The sequence below is a fragment of the Halomonas citrativorans genome (assembly GCF_900163645.1).
Lineage (GTDB): Bacteria > Pseudomonadota > Gammaproteobacteria > Pseudomonadales > Halomonadaceae > Vreelandella > Vreelandella citrativorans.
Map to the genome: position 1 here is coordinate 121183 of NZ_FUKM01000046.1, position 18492 is coordinate 139674.

The following is an 18492-nucleotide window of genomic DNA, read 5'->3' on the forward strand; positions in this document are numbered from 1 at the left end:
ATGGCCAGTATTACCTTGGAAGGGCTTAGAAAGACCTACGCTGGCGATGTTCAGGCAGTGAAAGGCGTCGATCTTGCGATTGAAGACGGTGAGTTTGTGGTGCTGGTAGGGCCTTCGGGCTGCGGTAAATCCACGCTGTTACGTATGGTAGCCGGGCTTGAAACGATTACCGACGGTACGCTCAAGATTGGTGATCGAGTGGTCAACAATCTCGAACCCGCCGAGCGCGATATCGCCATGGTGTTTCAGAACTACGCGCTCTATCCGCATATGACGGTATACAACAACCTCGCTTACGGGTTGAAAAACCGTGGCTTTAAAAAGCCCGAGATCGAAGAACGGGTACGTAAAGCAGCCAAGATGCTTGAAATCGAAGAGTATCTGGAGCGCAAACCGCGCAAGCTCTCCGGCGGTCAGCGCCAGCGCGTCGCCATGGGCCGGGCATTGGTGCGCGAGCCCGCGGCCTTCCTGTTCGACGAGCCACTCTCCAACCTGGACGCCAAGCTACGCGTGCAGATGCGTGTGGAGATCAAACAGCTTCAGCGCCGCTTGAAGACCACCAGCCTCTACGTGACCCACGACCAGTTAGAAGCGATGACGCTAGGCGACCGTTTGGTGGTGCTTAGCGCTGGCAAAATAGAGCAAGTGGGCACGCCCATGGAGATCTACGCGCGCCCTGCATCGATGTTTGTAGCAGGCTTTATCGGCTCACCTGCAATGAATATGGTGCCGCTTGAATACCTGCAAACGCGCGGCACCCATGACCTGCTAAACGATCTTCCCACCGATACCGACACAGTAGGCATTCGCCCAGACGATATGCGCCTATCGCCACCCGATGCTCCACACCTGGTGGTCGATTCGACGCTTGAGCTTTTTGAAGCCGCCGGCGCCGAAAGCCATCTTTACGTGCGGCTCGCCGACAGCGACCAGCCTACCGTGATTCGGGTAAGCGGCCAGCCGCCGGTCAACGAAGGCGAAACGCTACGCTTCTATGTCACCCGCGAAGCGCTGCACCCGTTTAACAGTGTAACCGGCCAGCGCACGGGGGATTGACTCGCCTTTTACGAAAACAACAGCCAGTAGAAAAAGAGCAAGTAAAAAGGGGCGCTATAGGCTAGTTTTGAGAAAGCATTATTGACTCTTATCCACTTTGGCGCCCCTATAGATGCGAATGGGTCTTCTACCATGCGTGCTCCCCCCTCCTTACTCGACACCCTTTATCGTACTCATGCCAGACGTGTTCAGGCCACCCTGATCCGTCTGCTGGGCGATTTCGAGCTTGCTGAGGAAGCCATGCAAGATGCCTTTGTCGCCGCGGCTCAACAGTGGCCTGCCAAAGGCTCCCCCGATAACCCTCAGGCGTGGCTGATTCGCACCGGCTATCACTGCGGAATCGATCAAATTCGTCGACGCAGTACAGCACGCCGCCGGGCACACTTGCTATTACCGATAGAAGAAACCTGGGAATTCGACGATGTCGCTATCGCAGATGACTCACTGCGGCTGCTGTTTACCTGCTGCCACCCAAGCTTGAGCATAGAAGCACGCCTTGCGCTAACACTACGTGAGATGTGCGGGCTAACCACTGAGCAAGTCGCCCGTGCCCTACTGATGAAACCTTCAACCGTGGCACAGCGCATCGTACGAGCAAAACGCAAGATTCGCGATGCGCATATTCCCTATGCGGTACCTGCGCCAGACACATTGCCCGAGCGTTTGCCGGACGTACTCCAGATTATTTACCTGGTTTTCAATGAAGGTTATTCAAGCAGTAGCGGCACGGCGGTGGTCGATATCAGCCTGACCCGCGAGGCGCTACGTCTTGGCGAGGAACTGGCAGCGTTGCTACCCCAGGGTGAGGTGTTTGGGCTACTGGCACTCATGCTGCTCACTAACGCCCGCCGGGATGCCCGCCAGGATAAACAAGGCGGTCTGGTCACACTGGAAGCGCAAAATAGGCGCTTATGGCACCAGAAGGAAATTCACACAGGTATGGAGTGGCTCGAACAGGCACTCGCCCTTACCCCTGTTGGTTTTTATACCCTTCAAGCCTCTATTGCCGCCGTACACGCTCAAGCCCATGACCCCGGGCAAACCGACTGGGCACGAATTGTTAGGCTGTATGACGCTTTATGCCGCCATTACCCATCGCCTGTCCTGACCTTGAATCGCGCGGTGGCCGTTGCCATGCATGATTCCCCAGCAACCGGATTGAGCCTGCTTAATGAGCTGTCTCATCACCCTCAACTCTCTCGCTACTATTTATTGTATGCGGCACAAGCGGATTTGCTACGTCGGCAAGGCAACAATGACGCAGCGCGCGATGCTTACCAAAAGGCCCTGACATTAACCTCTCAGGATCCAGAGAAACGCTTTTTGCTTAGTAAATTAGCCGAACTTTAAGCATCGTTATAAAAACATCGTTATAAAAAAATAATCTGCAGGCCTGTCGATTTGCGGACACGCCAGACGTCTAGAGAGTATCCACCACAATAAAAGAGACTCTCAATGAAATTCATGCTGATACGGCGTGCCGATGCGGCCACCGAAAATGGCGTTATGCCATCCCAGGAAATGCTTGCCGCCATGGCTGATTACAACGAGCGCATGATGCAAGCAGGCGTACTCATAAGCGGCAACGGCTTACATCCGACAAGCGATGGCTGCCTGATCCAGTTCAATAACGGCACTCCCACTATCCTCCCCGGCCCTCTGGCTCCTGCCAGTGAACGTATCGCTGGTTATAGCGTGCTGGAGGCACCTTCACTTGACGCCGCTCTGGAGTGGGCACAACAGTGGCCAACGCTGGATGCCGACGGCAACGTACTCCTTGAGCTAAGGCGCTACTTTACACTTGAGGAGTTTGAGCCCGGCGCAGGCCTGGATAAGCATACCGACCATGCCCGTGTACCGGATGCCATGAATGTGTATGTCGGCTTTCCTGGCACCTGCCGGGAAGCCATGCAGTTCTATGCCGACGTGCTCGGCGGCCACATAGAGTGCTTGCTGACTTACGCAGAAACCCCTGCGGCGGAACATGTACCACCTTCCCTGCATGACCGCATCATCCACGCCTCGCTGAACCTACGCGGTCGTCGCTTGATGGGCGCCGACATGGCGCCTGAACAGTACATGCCACCACAAGGCGCGCAGATCCAGCTGGAGTATCAGGAGATCGAGCAAGCCTCCCTAACCTTTACACGACTTTCCGAAGGCGGAGAGGTGATCATGCCTTTTGAACCAACATTCTGGTCTGCCGGGTTTGGCATGGCCACTGACCGCTTTGGCGTGCAGTGGATGATCAATGTGTCGGCGGATAGTTGCCTTTCTACTGAAGGAGAGACGCCATGAAATATGCGGCCTTAGTGTATTACCAGGAACAACTTATTAGTGCCATGAGCGACCAGGAGTGGCATGACCTTAATCAGGAGTGCATCGCGGGGGTAGAGCGATTGAGTGCTCAAGGAAGTTACCTGGCCGGTGAAGCGCTGCAGCCAATAGACACCGCTACCACGGTGCGTGTACGCAATGGCGAGACAGTGATTACCGACGGTCCGTTTGCGGAAACCAAAGAACAGCTGGCCGGTTTTTACCTACTCGAAGCGCGTGATTTAAACGAGGCGCTACAGCTAGCCAGCCGCATCCCACCCGCGAGACTCGGCAGCATTGAAGTACGTCCCATTCGAGAACTCCCGCCCAAAGCCCAGACTGGAGAAGCATCATGAGCACCACCACTCAACGCTATATTGATGGTTTCGTCGCGGCCGTGCCCACGGCTAATAAAGAAATATTCATAGAGCACGCCCGTGTTGCTGCCGAAGTTTTCAAAGAGCATGGCGCGCTGCGGGTAGTAGAGTGCTGGGGCGAGGATATCCCCGAAGGGGAAGTCACCTCTTACTCCATGGCTGTTCAGCGCAAGGATAATGAAACCATTATCTTCTCGTGGATCGAATGGCCATCCCGCGCCGTGCATGATGAGGCGATGCCCAAGGTCATGAAGGACCCGCGCTTACAGCCGGATATCAACCCCATGCCGTTTGATGGCAAGCGGGCGATATTCGGTAGTTTTGCCACGCTTATCGATGAGTGACTAGGCTTCTGCGTGGCTTTCATGACTCTGAATAAGGGCCGCCTCTACGTAACGTCCGGACGGCCCGTCATCCACGTTTAATGTTGGCGAGTCTGGTCCGTGATGCGCCCTTCGACCTGATACTCCACTTCGCCAACCGATACCATATAGTCGCGCAACATCTCCCAGTCGGTATTGCCAACAATGGTGCTGCGCTCATCCTCATAGGCGGCTTCTAGCGCCGTATGGCTGTCGCCACCGGCAGCGGTGAAGTGGTTGGTGGCGATGGTGTAGGTACTTTCAGGATCTACCGGCTTCAACGTGCCATTCTGCGTCACCTTCAAGCTTACAATACGCTCACCAACGGGTTGGCGGCTGTCATATACCAACTCGGTACCGTTCGACACCTGCAGGAAACCGCCGTTTTCATCCGGGGCATTTGCCAGTCCGATTTCGAACGTTTCCAAAAGCTCCGCGCCCATCACGCTCACCAGCGCTAACCGATTGCCAAACGGCTGCACGGCAACCAGCTCACCCACACTCACATCACCTTGGGCGATGGGTTCACGAATACCGCCGCTATTTTGAATGGCCAGCACGGTTTCCGGGTTCACCCGGCGAGCGGCAGCAAGCTGACCATCGGCAATCAGGTTGCCAAGCGCTGTTTCATCGGCACGTACGCTTTGTTCATCACCATTGCCGTGGCGGGGGTTAGGCAGGGCTGAAACCACCCGAGCGCCCACCCGCGTATCGCGTACTTCTTCAATTTTCGCGGTATACGGCGCCAAGAGGGCGGCAGCTTCGGCGTCTGGCTCGCGCTCTGCGGTGGCAAGCAGCTCCCCGTTGGCCTCCAGTACGTTGCCATTATCATCGAACGTTACCTGCATGACGCCCAGATGCTGACCGTACTCGCCTGCCTGACCAGTCACGGTGGGCGCTATCGGCTCGCCCCGGTCGTTTTCGGTTAGCATAACAGGGGCTTGCAAGTGAGTATGGCTGTGCCCGCCGATGATCACGTCCACTCCTTCCACGTGCTGGGCGAGCAGCAGGTCATTGCCCATACTCGGGTCGCTGTCGTAACCCAGGTGAGTAAGCGCGACGATCTTGTTGACCCCTTGGGCTTCGAACGCTGCCACCATCGCCTCAGCGGCCGTTCGGTAATCGCCAATGGTAACCTTACCGGGGCTGGAGACGGTCTCGCTGCCTTGCGTGCTTAGCCCGAAGATGCCGATTCGCTCGCCACCTTGCTCTACCACAATGCCATCGTAAAGATGGCCAGGCTTAGGCTTATGTTCGAGCCCAGCGCTGATCGAATCGCCTAATAGATCAGCAAACTCGGGCGAGGTAGAGAAGTCCAGATTCGCGCCCACAATAGGAAAGTCTGCGGCAGCAAAGAAAGCGGCAAGGGCCTGATGCCCCTCTTCCGGGTCGCCCAGGTCGAACTCATGGTTCCCCGGCACAAAAGCGTCATAGCCCATCAAATTCATGAACTCAACGGCGTCCTGCCCTTGGTATTCAGTGAAATAGAGCGTACCCGAAAAGATATCCCCAGCGTCCAGCAGCAGGCCGTCGCCGAACCGCTCGCGCGCCTCGGCCAGCGTGGTGATGAGCTGAGGATAGTGGTCGGTTCGCCCGTGCAGGTCATTGGTATGAAAAATGGTCAGCGTATAGGGCGCAGCATACGCCGAGGTAGTAAGCAGCCCCGCCGCTATCCCTAGCGCAATACTGTGAGGAATAAGACGCATCAGCATGGTTCCTTTTATATAAGCGTTATAGCAAAACAATAGCGTGCCTTAACAGCCTGACAAATTGGTGACGGTCCTTATGCATGTCATTTCAGCGCACTCATTTACCTTAGCTTAAGTGATACAAAAATAGCCTTTTACCTCATTTCACTCACGGCAACAGGCAGACTAAATAGCCCTCACCGTTCAAGCCACCATGTCATGAGATAGAGATACGATCGTCATCTTAGCTACACCTAAGTGTCATCAACAGCTGCCACTCTATGGAGCCACCATTCCATGCTAGGCAAGCTACAGCTGCGTTGCCTCTGATATCTCCTCTCTTGGGAAGCTCACAATGCACAAGTCACTCCTCGCGCTTGCACTCTCCACCGCCGCAACGCTGGCAACAACCGCCACCACCTATGCCAATGAAGATTTAAGCGGCATTTGCCCTAACCCACTGCGCATGGCCGATACGGGTATTGAAGGCATGGGGCCACTGGCAGAAGCGTTTGGCCCCTTCGCTGAGGCGTTTGAGGAAACGACCGGCCTTGAGCTTAAAATGTTTAGCCTAAGCAATCGTACGGCGGCGGGTACGGCGCTGCAGTATGACGATGTGGATCTGGTATTTGCCGGGCCTTCAGAATTCGTGTTGTTCGACCGCGAAAGCGATATTGAAATCCTGTTCGCCATCGAGCGCCCGCACTATGGCAGCAGCTTCTATGTGCCCGCCGATAGCGATATCGAATCTCTTGCTGATTTAGCAGGTCACCGCGTGGCGCTGAAGGATGTTGGCTCTACCAGTGGGCATATTTTCCCAAGCCAAATGCTGGTGGATGCCGGATTGGATATTAACCGGGATCTGGAAATTATCATGGCCGGCGACGCGCGTATTGCCGCCCTGGTCAATGGCGATGTCGATGCTATGGGCGGCGGCAATCGCGACATTGATGAGATTCAGGCAATGGACCCTAACGGCGAATACCGTGTTATCGCCACTAGCGATGTACTGCCTGGCGACCCAGTGGTTATGCGGGGCTCTTTAGATGATGCCTGTAAAACAGCACTGCGAGACACGCTAAATGCCAATGCCGATACGCTGTGGAGTGCATTGATTGCCACAGAGCGCAACGAAGGCAAATTCTTAAACCGAGACTCATCACTGGGCTTTGACCGCACCAATGAAGATTACGACGTCGTGCGTCAAGCGTACGAAGCTGCGGGCATCCCCCTTTAACGATTCGTTATCCAACATGCACAAGGGACGTGCTGTTTAAAGGTTTCAACATGATGGCCTATAACCTCCCCCTCCTGGCAGTAACGCAGGAGGTTTTTGTATGAATGCGATCACGATTACTGACTTGCATAAATACTACGCAAAGCTTCATGTGCTGCGCGGCTTGAATCTCAGCGTTACCCAAGGCGAATGCGTTATTTTGTTGGGCGCCAATGGATGCGGAAAATCGACATTGATGCGCTGTCTCAATGGTTTGGCACCTCACGACCAAGGCAGTATCCACATCCTTGGCGAGCCGCTAACGGGCCTGTCAGCAGCCCAACTACGCAGGCTACGCCAGAAAATAGGCGTTGTGTTCCAGCAGTTCAATCTGGTGCAAAACGTTAGCGTTTTCCAAAACGTTTTATATGGTGCACTCGGCCAGCAGCGCTTAGGGCTTCTCACCAGCCTTTCCTGTTTTGCCACCATTGAGCTGCGTGAGCGGGCGATGGCGGCACTTGAGCGAGTAGGGTTGGCGCATAAAGCACAGGCTGAATGTCGGGAACTTTCGGGTGGCCAGCAGCAGCGCGTCGCCATCGCAAGAACGCTTATGCAGGATGCCGAAATTATTATTGCAGATGAGCCTGTTGCCAGCCTCGACCCTAAAGCAGGCCGTGAAATCATGGACTTATTGCTGGATGTTGTGGCAGAACGAGGCATGACGGTGCTCTGCACGCTGCATCAGCTGGAGTTCGCCCAGCAGTACGGCGACCGTATTGTGGGGATGAAAGCAGGAAGAATTGTCCTGGATGCACCACGCCAACAGGTTGCGTTAGACGATATGCAGCAACTATATCAAGGCGAAACCCGTGTCGATCAGCCGTTGCTTTCCACCCCTACTCGTTTAACGCCCGTCACCCACTAGCCGCCGAGAGCAGCCCATGTCTACTAATCGCCCCCTTACCACGGCGTTACCGCCCCGATTTAAACGACCGTCACTGTTTACCTGGGGTATCGCGCTGGCGTTTTTAGCCCTGTTTATTCAAGGGGCTATGGCGACCAATGTAACGCTTGAACGCTTGCTGCGCGGGGTCGTGAATCTGAGCCATTTCCTGGGCCGCGCCTTCCCCCCCGATCTCAGCAACCTGGATGTATTGGCATGGTCGATGTTTGAAACACTGAACATTGCCATTGTGGGTGTAACCATTGGGGTAATACTTAGCCTACCGTTTGCCTTACTGGCGGCACGCAATACCGCACCTGCCCCCTGGGTTCGCATCCTAACGCGATTTATTGTTTCGACGATGCGCACCATTCCCGATTTGATTTGGGCGCTTATTTTCGTGGTGGCCGTTGGCTTGGGCCCCATGGCCGGCGTGCTGGCGATCATCATGGACACCATTGGTTTTGCGGCGCGTTTTTTCTCAGAACGTATCGAAGAAGTCCACCCCGGCCCTTCCGAAGCGCTTAGCGCTACCGGTGCGGGTAAGCTTTCGGTGATCGGCGGCGCTATTTTGCCGGAGACATTGGCCTCCATGACCGCGACTAGCCTATATAGCGTCGAAAAGGCTCTGCGCTCAGCAGTTACGTTAGGCCTGGTCGGCGCTGGCGGCATCGGTGTTGAGTTAGCCGCTGCCATGCGGCTTTTCAATTTTGACCGCGCACTGACTATTATTTTATTCATTCTGGTGGTCGTGATTGGCTTTGAGCAGCTGTCATCGCAAATTCGCAAGCGCGTTATTTAATGGGCAGAGCAGCAAGTCCTTGCAAAAACTCCACGGCCAAAAGCTGGCGGAGTTCGACCCCCGCAAACACGAAATGGCCGAGCGGGAGAGTCTGTTTATGCGCCCCAATGCCAGCACCGACTTAATCTGGGCGTCGGCGGCGTGAGTTTAATCCTTCTCAAGATAGACAGTCCGAGAGGGGAAGGCAAAATCAGCGTCATGACCATGCACGATGGTGATGATATTAAGGTAGATATCTTGTTGGATCGCCAGCCATTCAGCCCATTTCGTGGTCTTGGTAAAACAATAGACCATGATATTTAGCGAGGAATCCGCAAATTCGTTGAAGTAGACGAGGAGGGTCTGCGTGAAATCAATGCCGTCGTGCTTATGAAGCATCGCGCGAATATCGTTGACGACAGCGGCAACCTTGTCGGCATCCTCGTACCTGAGGCCGACCGTAGTGCTGATGCGCCTGTTGCGCATCTGCCCCGGGTTTTCGACGCTGATCGTTGAGAAAACGGAGTTAGGGACGAAGAGCGGGCGGTTATCGAAGGTGATGATCTTCGTCATTCTCCAACCGATTTCCTCGACGGTACCCTCAATATTACGGTCCGGAGACCGAATCCAGTCGCCAAACTTGAAGGGGCGGTCGAAATAGAGCATCACGCCGGAGAAAACATTGCTTAGAACATCCCGCCCGGCAATACCGATGGCGATGCCGCCGAAGCCGCCAAAGGCCAAGAGGCCGGAAAAGCTCAGGCCCAGATGTTCACCGAACAAAAGCAGTAACACCAGCGCCATTGCAAGTTTAAGGATGCGGGCGATGCTTGTGGCCGAGGTTTTATCGCTTCCCTTCGTTACCTGATCGGCCGTCAGGCGGTTAATCAGCAGGAAGGTTTGCTGCATGGCTGTCAGACCAATAGCGACCAAGGTCAGGTCGTCAATGATATCCGGCTTTATGGCGGAGACCTTCCTGTCGACCAGTATCTGATTGATGGTCTTGTTCAGAGTCAGCAGGAAACCCGCATTCGCGGCGAACAGAACAACGTGAACGGAGATGCTGTGGGACCAGCTCTTTCTTTTCCGCATGATAAAACCGGAGGCCAGCGCGACCGTCAGAAAAGCTATCAAGAGTCCCGCATTTATCCAGTCGTTGATCATCATGTTTCCGTTCCTTGTTCCAGGCGCCGCCAATTTCGCCCAGCTTCATCGCCATGTAAACCCGTGTTCATTCATGAATACCCATCCGGGCATGGCAAATCTTCTTTATTAAAACGTCATTAGAGCCTAATTAAACATATCACTTCTTAGCAATGCACTACCAATATGCTCAAGCAACATCGCAGAACGTAGTGGCATGCGCCCATGGCTCTTTTTAGTTGTCCATGAAAAATCCTATTGTCCTAATAATACTGCAGCTCACCCAACGGTAAAAAAATAACCAACGAGTCTTTTATTATAAAATTCCTCTTTCAGTCGCTTTTATCAGGTTGTAATCTCTTAATAATAACGCAGTTAAAAAACAGGCCTACCAATAATTAAATAAACGACGATTGATATTTATGTCACTAGTTTTTCACTTTCCTGACTTGGCAATGTCATCGTTACCGGCCACACTAAGTTAAAATATGATTAAGGGGCGTATCGCTTATGCGGCTATGTATTGTTAGTGAAACGTGGTCTCCCGATATCAATGGCGTTGCGCACACGTTAAGCCGCATTAACCACGAACTGCACCAGCAAGGCGTAACGGTCGATGTGATTCGCCCGCGCCCCAAAGTGCCCGGTAGCGCTACGCATATTGCCCAGGAAATGCAGGTTAAATCTGTCGCTATACCCGGTTATGCGGAGGTGCACGTGGGCCTGGTAACGCCAGCCAAGCTGCGTCGTTTCTGGCGCAAGCACCGCCCTGATACGATCTATCTTGCGACCCAGGGCCCGCTTGGCTGGGCCGCACGACATGCGGCGCGGCAACTCAATATTCCTCTGGTGGCAGGCTGGCATACCAACTTTGACCACTACTGCCACGATTACGGCGTGTCCTGGTTATCCTCCGCCACGCGGCGCTATTTGCGCTACTTTCATAATGGCTGTACCACCACGCTAGTCCCCACCCATTTACAAGCCGAGACGCTACGCCGCCAAGGCATTCACGGTGTTAAGGTGCTGTCACGCGGGATCGACGGAGAGCGCTTTTCACCCGCTTTTCGGGATAGCGCGTTACGCCGCCAATGGGGAGTGAGTGACCATCAGCCCGTGGCCATTTATGTCGGTCGTTTAGCCGCTGAGAAAAACCTCACGCTACTCCAGGAAACACTGCAAGCCATGCGTGAAGTACGCCCGGATATGGCCCAGGTCATTGTGGGCGATGGCCCAGCGCGTGCGCAGCTTGAAAAGGCGCTACCTGATGCACACTTCACCGGATTCGTCGATAAACACGAATTAGCCCGCCACTATGCCAGCGCCGATATCTTTGTCTTCCCTTCGCTGTCAGAAACCTGGGGCAATGTGATTACGGAAGCCATGGCCAGTGGCCTGGCTGTTGTGGCCTATCGATACGCAGCAAGCGCTGAACTGATCGAAAATGATCAAAACGGCATGACGATAGCGCTTGATGATGGCGACGCGTTTCAGCAAGCGGCCGTCGAGCTTTGCCAACACCCCGCCGACTATGCACGGCTAGGGCGTGTTGCGCGCCTTCGCGCGCTTGAGCAAAGCTGGTCGGGCATTGCAGACCAGTTTATGCAGTACCTTCAGCAAGCCCAGGAGAATTACCATGCGTCCGCGCCCGCTTGTCGTATTCGATCGTCTTGATTTACTGGAGTGGCGCCTCTGCCAGCGGGTGACACGACTCAACCTGTTTCGCCCGTGGCGAATTCTCTTACAGGCCGCCAGTCGAATAGGTGACTGGCCTATCTGGGTACTGCTGATAGCCGCTCAGCCTTGGCTACAGCCGGATGGAACCTGGCGTATGGTGCAATACGCCAGCATCGCACTGCTGGCGATGGCAGTATACCGCCTGGTCAAAACGCGCCTGTGCCGCGAGCGGCCTTTTATCACCTACCTGGGGGGCGTGCATTGCGGGGAGCCTGCGCGTGACCGTTACAGCTTCCCTAGCGGCCACACCATGCATGCCATGCTGTTCAGCGTACTGGTGGCAGTCCATACGCCGTGGTTGCTTCCTTTAGTAGTGCCTTTGGCCTTACTGATTGCGATTTCTCGTGTTGGGCTTGGATTACACTACATTAGCGATGTTCTTGCAGGCGCCGCTATGGGTTATGGCTTTGCTCTACTTAGCCTCTATTGGGCAGGCTAAACATTAACTATTCGCCAATTTAACCACGACGCACTACGTTAAAACCAACCCTGTCATTTACTTGGTCTTGCGAAGACGGCATACGCCCTCTCGCATTCATTATCGGACGCATGGTGCCCGACAGAGGCCGTGGCCGCTGGCAGAAAAAATAGCCCGCCGCGTTATGCTCACCCCAAACGATCATGCCCACTTTCGTGGGCATGATCGTTTAGTGTATGTATCATTCTTAGAACGCGCCGTTGGGCGGTAAACATCAAATATCGGGCGGTATGTCTTCGTGGTTTTCTGTTGTGACCATAAAAGAGCTTTTAAACATCATGTATAACCCGATGGCGGAAAACACCAAGAACAGCACAAACATGCATAACATCAATCCCATCGCCATAACGCTTGTTCCTGAAATGCGCGGCTACTGCATTGGCATGTTCTAACCGCTTAGATTTAGTATGCTGCAAGGATAGACTAAATCGGCGACGTCATCTGTACAAATCTTTTGCAGATTATAAGCAGAAAGCAACAATGTTATAACTTTCAACAACTTAAAAAAACACACAACGCAAAAAAACCACATCGCTTACGCGAAGTGGTCATTTTGCATCTCAGCCAATCCTTGGCCTCGACGATTAGCATATCCTTATGCTAATACAAATGAGCGGATGAGTGTCCTTTAACGTCCTGTTCTTCTACTTGGCTCCTGCCTTCCCTTACTTCCTACCAATCCGCTCATGTTGTTCCTACTCATGATATTGCAGGCTTTAGGCCAACCACCAACATAAAAACATAAAAACAATTAAATCAATGACTTGAAACAAAAATACTTTTCTAAAAAACAACTAAAACCCTCTTTAACCGTGTGCAAAAAAGGCACATGCGACAAAAAATACCTGCCCATTAGATGGCAACCGTGACACTAAGCGCCACTGGGGAAGCTGAACGTTTGGCCATTGCTCACTTTATTTCGGCCAAAACGTACTACTTATTACCCTAACGTGTTATTGCTGGCTAATATAAAGAGAAGGCAAGATACTTCGAAGGCGCGCTTGGTATGGGCTACTGCGTTGCTGATGCAGCCGTACTGTTTTATGTAAGAATGGTTTTACGCAAGACTGTTTCTACTCACGACTATTTCTGATCAACAAGAAGGGATCATTCAATGAAACGCACATGGGCGATGGGTGTAGTGCTATTAACCACACTGCTGGCGATCAGCGGTTGTAATACGATTCATGGCGCGGGAGAGGATATCTCGGAAGGCGGCCAGGCGATTGAAAGAGCAGCGGAATAACCATAATGATGACCGTCTATCTTTCACACGGCTTGGAAAGCGGGCCCGGTGCCTTGAAAATTCAGGCACTCAAAGGGATCGCCGAAACGCTCGATGATTGTGAGCCGGTCGTTATGGATTACCGTGGCATGGCAGAGCCCCCCAGGCGGCTGGATCACCTGTTGGATACTCTGTCAAAACGCAATGATAACCCCGCAGCGTGCGTGCTAGCGGGTTCAAGCTTGGGAGGATGGCTGAGCGCTGCGGTTAGCGCTCAGCATCCCCTTTTAGGTTGTTTTTTACTTGCCCCTGCGCTTGGCTTACCGGCGTACCCCGAAACCTCGCCGATGATTCAGGCTCAGCTTACCCATATCATCCACGGCTGGCAGGATGACGTCGTACTGCCCGGCCCCGTTATTGAACGCGCCCGGTTACAGCAACTCTCGTTACGGATGGTTGATGACGACCATCGTCTTCACGCTAGCCTGGACACCATACTGAGCGACTTTGAGCGTTTTCTAACGCAGTGCCAAACGCTTACCAAGCAATCAATGCTCGTTTAGCGCGAACAGTGGCACCATTATTCGTCTGCCAGGGCGGGTAGCAGCGTCTTTAATTTACGCGTTAGTGTATTGCGCCCCCAGCCTAACAATTCCGCTGCTTCTCCTTTACGCCCACCGGTATGTTTTAACGCCGTCTCAATCAGAATTTTCTCAAAGTCGGGTACGGCCTCTTCCAACAGATGTGTATGCCCTTCGGCCAGAGCACGGTCGGCCCATTCCCGAAAGGCGGTGCGCCAGTCGCCGTGGCCACCGCTTTCAGTTGCCTGGGGGGAGCGTAGCTCTGGCGGTAAGTCCTCCACCAGAATTTCACGCCCAGACGCCATTACCGTTAACCAGCGGCAGATATTTTCCAGTTGGCGCACGTTACCCGGCCACGACAGGCGCGTCAGGTGCTCCTCGGTTTCAGCCGTGAGTACCTTGATGTCGGTGGCAAGTTCTTTGGCGGCTTCAGCCAGAAAATGCCGTGTGAGTCGTGGGATATCCTCACGGCGTTCGGCAAGACGCGGCAAGTGAATGCGGATAACATTCAGGCGGTGAAAAAGGTCCTCACGAAAGCGCCCATCATCCACCAGCGACTCAAGGTTCTGGTGTGTCGCGGCGATAATCCGCACGTCGACCTTGACCGGGGTATGTCCGCCCACTCGGTAGAACTCACCGTCGGCCAATACGCGCAGCAAGCGAGTTTGGGTTTCAGCCGGCATATCACCGATCTCATCCAGAAACAGCGTGCCGCCGTTGGCCTGTTCAAAGCGCCCCTGGCGCTGGGCAGCGGCCCCGGTAAACGCGCCTTTTTCGTGGCCAAACAGTTCAGACTCAATCAGATCACGCGGGATAGCCGCCATGTTCAGGGCAATAAACGGCTTGCCCGCCCGGGGGCTGTGCTGGTGGAGTGCCTGGGCTACACGCTCTTTACCGGTGCCCGACTCGCCATTGATGAGCACAGTAATATGCGAATGAGAGAGCCGCCCAATGGCCCGAAACACCTCCTGCATGGCCGGGGCTTCACCAATGATTTCTGCGTTCAAACCTTCGGGAACGCTGATCGGCCGTTGGCGCTCGCGCGCATGAGCCACCGCCCGGCGCACAAGCGCCAGCGCTTCATCCACATCAAACGGCTTGGGCAGGTACTCAAACGCACCGCCTTGATAAGAAGCCACTGCACTGTCGAGATCCGAATGAGCGGTCATGATGATGACCGGCAAATCCGGGTGCGCCTCACGGATGTGCGACATAAGATCCAGCCCATCAATGCCCGGCATGCGAATGTCAGTCACCAGCACATCCGGTGGGGTTTTCAGCAGTCGTTCCAGTACTGTATCGGCGCGCTCTATGCACTCTACATCAAGATCCGGCTGTGCCAATGCACGTTCAAGCACCCAGCGGATAGCGCGATCGTCATCCACAACGACCACCCGTGCAACCTCGTTACGTGTCGCCTCTATCATGATGCTTCTCCGGTACAATTAATAACCAATGGAATCAGTAAGCGGAACTCGGTGTGCCCGGGACGTGAGTCACATTCAATCAACCCTTGATGCTGATGCAGGATCGACTGAGCGATGGACAACCCCAATCCGCTGCCTTCAGCACGCCCTGACACCATCGGGTAGAAGAGCGTTTCTTTAAGTCCTTCCGGGATACCAGGGCCGTTATCGATCACACCCACCTCGCTCACTAACCGGTGGCGCTCAGCACCCAGGGTGAACTGACGCCGGGCACGGGTGCGCAGCATCAATTCGGGCACAGGGGTCTCGGCATCGCTCATGGCCTGCACGGCGTTCCTGGCCACGTTAAGCACGGCCTGGATCATCTGCGCCTCATCCCCGGAAAGGTCCGGCAGGCTAGGGTCGTAATCGCGGTGGATGGTGATATTCGGATGTTCAGCCACCAGCAGCGTTCTTACCCGCTCCAGCACTTTGTGGATGTTCACCGGCGCGTGCTTAACAATGCGATTCGGGCCAAGCATCGAATCCACCAGATCACGCAAGCGGTCAACCTCCTCCACGATGATATGGGTAAACTCACGCAATTCAGGCTTATCCAGGTCACGCTCTAATAGCTGAGCCGCCCCGCGGATGCCGCCCAGCGGATTTTTCACTTCATGGGCCAAGCCCCGGGCCAGCACTTTGATGGTTTCCTGGCGCGTGGTTAGCGCTTCCTCGCGGGAAATTTGCATCAAGCGGTCACGAGGCTCTACTTCCAGCAGAAGCTCGTCTGCCGACAGGGGCGTCACGGTGTAATCCACCGTCAGCGCTTCACCGTTAACCGGGGTAATGCGCGCCTCGCGCTGGGTGTAGGGATGAAAGGCATCCCGCGCCTTGGCCAACACCTGGTCAATACTTTCATCACCGCCCAGCAGGGTATCCAGGCTGCTCCCCTGCACACGGCTAAAGCTTACTGCCAACAGCGCTTCGGCGGCAGGGTTCATCCAGCGTACGCGGAGCTCACCGTCCAGCAGCAGCACTGCCATGGAGAGATGTTCTAGTAAACGCTGATACATGAAGTGTCCTGAATGTCGCTGATAAAAACGTTCAATACGTAAGAGAAACTGCAAAAAGCACGCCAGGTTGGCCCCTTTCATCAGCATGCACGCCTTGTGGGGGCCAAGACTTGTTTCAACGAGCGTTAAGCGCGCAACCTGCCAGGGTGCGATCCACCACATGCACTATTTTAGTGCATGGAGTACCGTTAAGGCTCACCCTCTCACTGGTTAAGTGCAATAAAAAACCCCGCCGAAGCGGGGTTTTAGGGCTATCGCGTCAAAACGCGATTAGCAGCTGTAGTACATATCAAATTCGATGGGGTGCGTGGTCATGCGAATACGCTCCACTTCTTCCATCTTGAGTTCGATATAGGCATCAATCATATCGTCGGTGAACACGCCACCTTCGGTCAGGAACGCACGGTCAGCGTCGAGCGCTTCCAGAGCCTGGTCCAGGCTGTTGGCAACGGTCGGTACCAACTTGCCTTCTTCTGGCGGCAGGTCGTACAGGTTCTTGTCCATGGCATCGCCAGGATGAATCTTGTTCTTGATGCCGTCGATACCTGCCATTAGCAGAGCAGCAAACGACAGGTACGGGTTAGCGGTCGGGTCAGGGAAGCGGGTTTCAACGCGCTTGCCTTTGGGGCTTACCGTATAGGGAATCCGGATAGAGGCGGAACGGTTACGGGCGCTGTAAGCCAGCATAACCGGCGCTTCAAACCCCGGTACCAAACGCTTGTACGAGTTGGTCGAGGCGTTGGTGAAGGCGTTCAGAGCGCGTGCGTGCTTGATCACACCGCCGATGTAATACAGCGCCATTTCCGACAGGCCTGCGTATTCATCACCGGCAAACTGGTTCTGACCATCTTTCCAGAACGACTGGTGAATATGCATACCAGAACCGTTGTCGCCAACCAGCGGCTTGGGCATGAAGGTCGCGGTTTTGCCGTACGCGTGGGCCACGTTGTGGATCACGTACTTCATTTCCTGAACTTCGTCCGCCTTCTTCACCAGCGTATTGAATTTAACGCCGATCTCGTTCTGCCCCGCATTCGCCACTTCGTGGTGGTGAACTTCAACGGTCTGACCAATCGCTTCCAGGGTGTTACACATCGCGCCACGAATATCGTGGAAGCTGTCGACCGGAGGAACCGGGAAGTAACCGCCTTTAACGCGCGGACGGTGCCCTAGGTTGCCGCCCTCTACCTGATTACTGGTCGCCCAAGCGCCCTCATCGGAAGAAATCTTGTACATGGAGCCCTGAATATCGGTCTTCCAATGCACTTCGTCAAAAATGAAGAACTCAGGCTCCGGACCGAAGAAAGCAGTATCGCCCAAGCCGGTAGACTCCAGGTACGCCTCAGCGCGCTTAGCGATAGAACGCGGGTCACGGTCATAGCCCTGCATCGTGGCAGGCTCGATGATATCGCAACGCAAAATCAGAGTAGCGTCTTCGGTGAAGGGGTCGAGGAAAGCAGTGCCGTCTTCCGGGCGCAGGATCATGTCGGATTCGTTAATGCCTTTCCAGCCCTCGATTGAGGAGCCATCGAACATTTGGCCATTCTCGAAGAACTCTTCGTCTACATCGCGGGCAGGCACGGTAACGTGCTGCTCTTTACCACGAGTATCGGTGAAACGCAGATCCACCCACTTAACATCATGTTCTTCAATTAGCGCGAGAGTCTTGGCTGACATTGTGCCTCCGATATGGGCGTGGCTTAAAGCATGTAACAGTAAGCTATCGATAAAAGTGTTATTAGACAAACCCCGTCATTTAATAAAGTGCGTGCCTGACAGGCCTATCCTTTTTATTCGCTTAACGTTTGCCTGAAATTGAATCACACATCGCCTAGCGATCATTTCAAACCGGCTATTGTTGTAGCACGCCGAGAGGCATCTGCCTACGGTGGCTAGCCGCTGACAAGTATAATGCAGAGAACATGCCAACCCTGCACCAACATGTCCTACTAAATCACTAACCTGTTGTTTTAAAGTATATAAAAAATGCGCCTGCATGCCTCTCTATGACGCATAAATATTTCCCGAGGCTTCTAAACACACGCTGACCTGTTTTTTTGACCCAAAATAGATCAAATATAAGTATAAGCGCACCTAATTGGTGCAT

18 protein-coding genes are annotated in these 18492 nt (G+C 54.1%); 13 read left to right on the forward strand and 5 right to left on the reverse strand.

What is annotated here, in order from left to right:
- From CZ787_RS10350 to CZ787_RS10370, 5 genes are all read left to right on the forward strand, one after another.
- Positions 1–1056 (forward strand): sn-glycerol-3-phosphate import ATP-binding protein UgpC, encoded by a 1056-nt coding sequence (locus tag CZ787_RS10350; RefSeq protein WP_087108847.1) that lies wholly within the window; start codon positions 1–3, stop codon positions 1054–1056.
- Positions 1057–1188: 132 nt separating this feature from the next.
- Positions 1189–2406, forward strand: a complete 1218-nt coding sequence (locus CZ787_RS10355; protein WP_087108849.1) for an RNA polymerase sigma factor — start codon at positions 1189–1191, stop codon at positions 2404–2406.
- Positions 2407–2511: 105 nt separating this feature from the next.
- A complete protein-coding gene (locus CZ787_RS10360; protein WP_087108851.1) occupies positions 2512–3354 on the forward strand; it encodes a YciI family protein in 843 nt (280 codons plus the stop codon).
- Positions 3351–3728, forward strand: coding sequence for a YciI family protein (locus tag CZ787_RS10365; protein ID WP_087108853.1), 378 nt, complete (start codon positions 3351–3353; stop codon positions 3726–3728). Before CZ787_RS10360 ends, CZ787_RS10365 begins: the two co-directional genes overlap by 4 nt.
- Positions 3725–4093 carry a DUF1428 domain-containing protein gene (locus CZ787_RS10370; protein WP_087108855.1) on the forward strand — a complete coding sequence of 123 codons (369 nt, stop codon included), beginning with the start codon at positions 3725–3727 and terminating at the stop codon, positions 4091–4093. Before CZ787_RS10365 ends, CZ787_RS10370 begins: the two co-directional genes overlap by 4 nt.
- 77 nt (positions 4094–4170) lie before the next feature.
- Here CZ787_RS10370 and CZ787_RS10375 read toward each other — a convergent pair whose 3' ends face one another.
- Positions 4171–5817 (reverse strand): bifunctional metallophosphatase/5'-nucleotidase, encoded by a 1647-nt coding sequence (locus CZ787_RS10375; RefSeq protein WP_087108857.1) that lies wholly within the window; start codon positions 5815–5817, stop codon positions 4171–4173.
- A gap of 337 nt (positions 5818–6154) precedes the next feature.
- Here CZ787_RS10375 and phnD point away from each other — a divergent pair, with 337 nt between their 5' ends.
- From phnD to CZ787_RS19100, 4 genes are all read left to right on the forward strand, one after another.
- Entirely contained in the window at positions 6155–7036 is an 882-nt protein-coding gene (gene phnD, locus CZ787_RS10380; RefSeq protein ID WP_087108859.1) for a phosphate/phosphite/phosphonate ABC transporter substrate-binding protein, read from the forward strand.
- 100 nt (positions 7037–7136) lie between these two features.
- The gene (gene phnC / locus CZ787_RS10385; RefSeq protein WP_087108861.1) at positions 7137–7940 is read left to right on the forward strand and encodes a phosphonate ABC transporter ATP-binding protein; all 804 of its coding nucleotides are present in this window, start codon (positions 7137–7139) and stop codon (positions 7938–7940) included.
- Positions 7941–7956: 16 nt separating this feature from the next.
- Positions 7957–8760, forward strand: a complete 804-nt coding sequence (phnE, locus tag CZ787_RS10390; RefSeq protein ID WP_087108864.1) for a phosphonate ABC transporter, permease protein PhnE — start codon at positions 7957–7959, stop codon at positions 8758–8760.
- Between the two features lie 19 nt (positions 8761–8779).
- Positions 8780–8905 (forward strand): hypothetical protein, encoded by a 126-nt coding sequence (locus CZ787_RS19100; protein WP_254908610.1) that lies wholly within the window; start codon positions 8780–8782, stop codon positions 8903–8905.
- A 2-nt stretch (positions 8906–8907) separates the two neighbouring features.
- Here the strand turns inward: CZ787_RS19100 and CZ787_RS10395 are convergent, their stop codons facing one another.
- Positions 8908–9906 carry a mechanosensitive ion channel family protein gene (locus CZ787_RS10395; RefSeq protein ID WP_087108866.1) on the reverse strand — a complete coding sequence of 333 codons (999 nt, stop codon included), beginning with the start codon at positions 9904–9906 and terminating at the stop codon, positions 8908–8910.
- Between the two features lie 486 nt (positions 9907–10392).
- On the opposite strand from CZ787_RS10395, the gene CZ787_RS10400 reads away from it, so the two are divergent.
- From CZ787_RS10400 to CZ787_RS10415, 4 genes are all read left to right on the forward strand, one after another.
- The gene (locus CZ787_RS10400; protein WP_087108868.1) at positions 10393–11556 is read left to right on the forward strand and encodes a glycosyltransferase family 4 protein; all 1164 of its coding nucleotides are present in this window, start codon (positions 10393–10395) and stop codon (positions 11554–11556) included.
- Complete coding sequence (locus tag CZ787_RS10405) at positions 11519–12058, forward strand: phosphatase PAP2 family protein (protein ID WP_087108870.1); 540 nt, start codon at positions 11519–11521, stop codon at positions 12056–12058. Before CZ787_RS10400 ends, CZ787_RS10405 begins: the two co-directional genes overlap by 38 nt.
- Positions 12059–13211: 1153 nt before the next feature.
- A complete protein-coding gene (locus tag CZ787_RS10410; protein ID WP_087108872.1) occupies positions 13212–13343 on the forward strand; it encodes an entericidin A/B family lipoprotein in 132 nt (43 codons plus the stop codon).
- A 5-nt stretch (positions 13344–13348) separates the two neighbouring features.
- Positions 13349–13885, forward strand: a complete 537-nt coding sequence (locus CZ787_RS10415; protein WP_087108874.1) for an alpha/beta fold hydrolase — start codon at positions 13349–13351, stop codon at positions 13883–13885.
- A gap of 17 nt (positions 13886–13902) precedes the next feature.
- Here the strand turns inward: CZ787_RS10415 and ntrC are convergent, their stop codons facing one another.
- From ntrC to glnA, 3 genes are all read right to left on the reverse strand, one after another.
- Positions 13903–15330: a nitrogen regulation protein NR(I) gene (ntrC, locus tag CZ787_RS10420; RefSeq protein ID WP_087108876.1), complete on the reverse strand. Its 1428-nt coding sequence runs from the start codon at positions 15328–15330 to the stop codon at positions 13903–13905.
- Positions 15327–16385 carry a nitrogen regulation protein NR(II) gene (glnL, locus tag CZ787_RS10425; RefSeq protein ID WP_087109146.1) on the reverse strand — a complete coding sequence of 353 codons (1059 nt, stop codon included), beginning with the start codon at positions 16383–16385 and terminating at the stop codon, positions 15327–15329. The genes ntrC and glnL overlap by 4 nt, the downstream gene beginning before the upstream one ends.
- A gap of 270 nt (positions 16386–16655) precedes the next feature.
- A complete protein-coding gene (gene glnA / locus CZ787_RS10430; RefSeq protein WP_087108878.1) occupies positions 16656–18062 on the reverse strand; it encodes a glutamate--ammonia ligase in 1407 nt (468 codons plus the stop codon).
- Positions 18063–18492 lie beyond the last annotated feature (430 nt).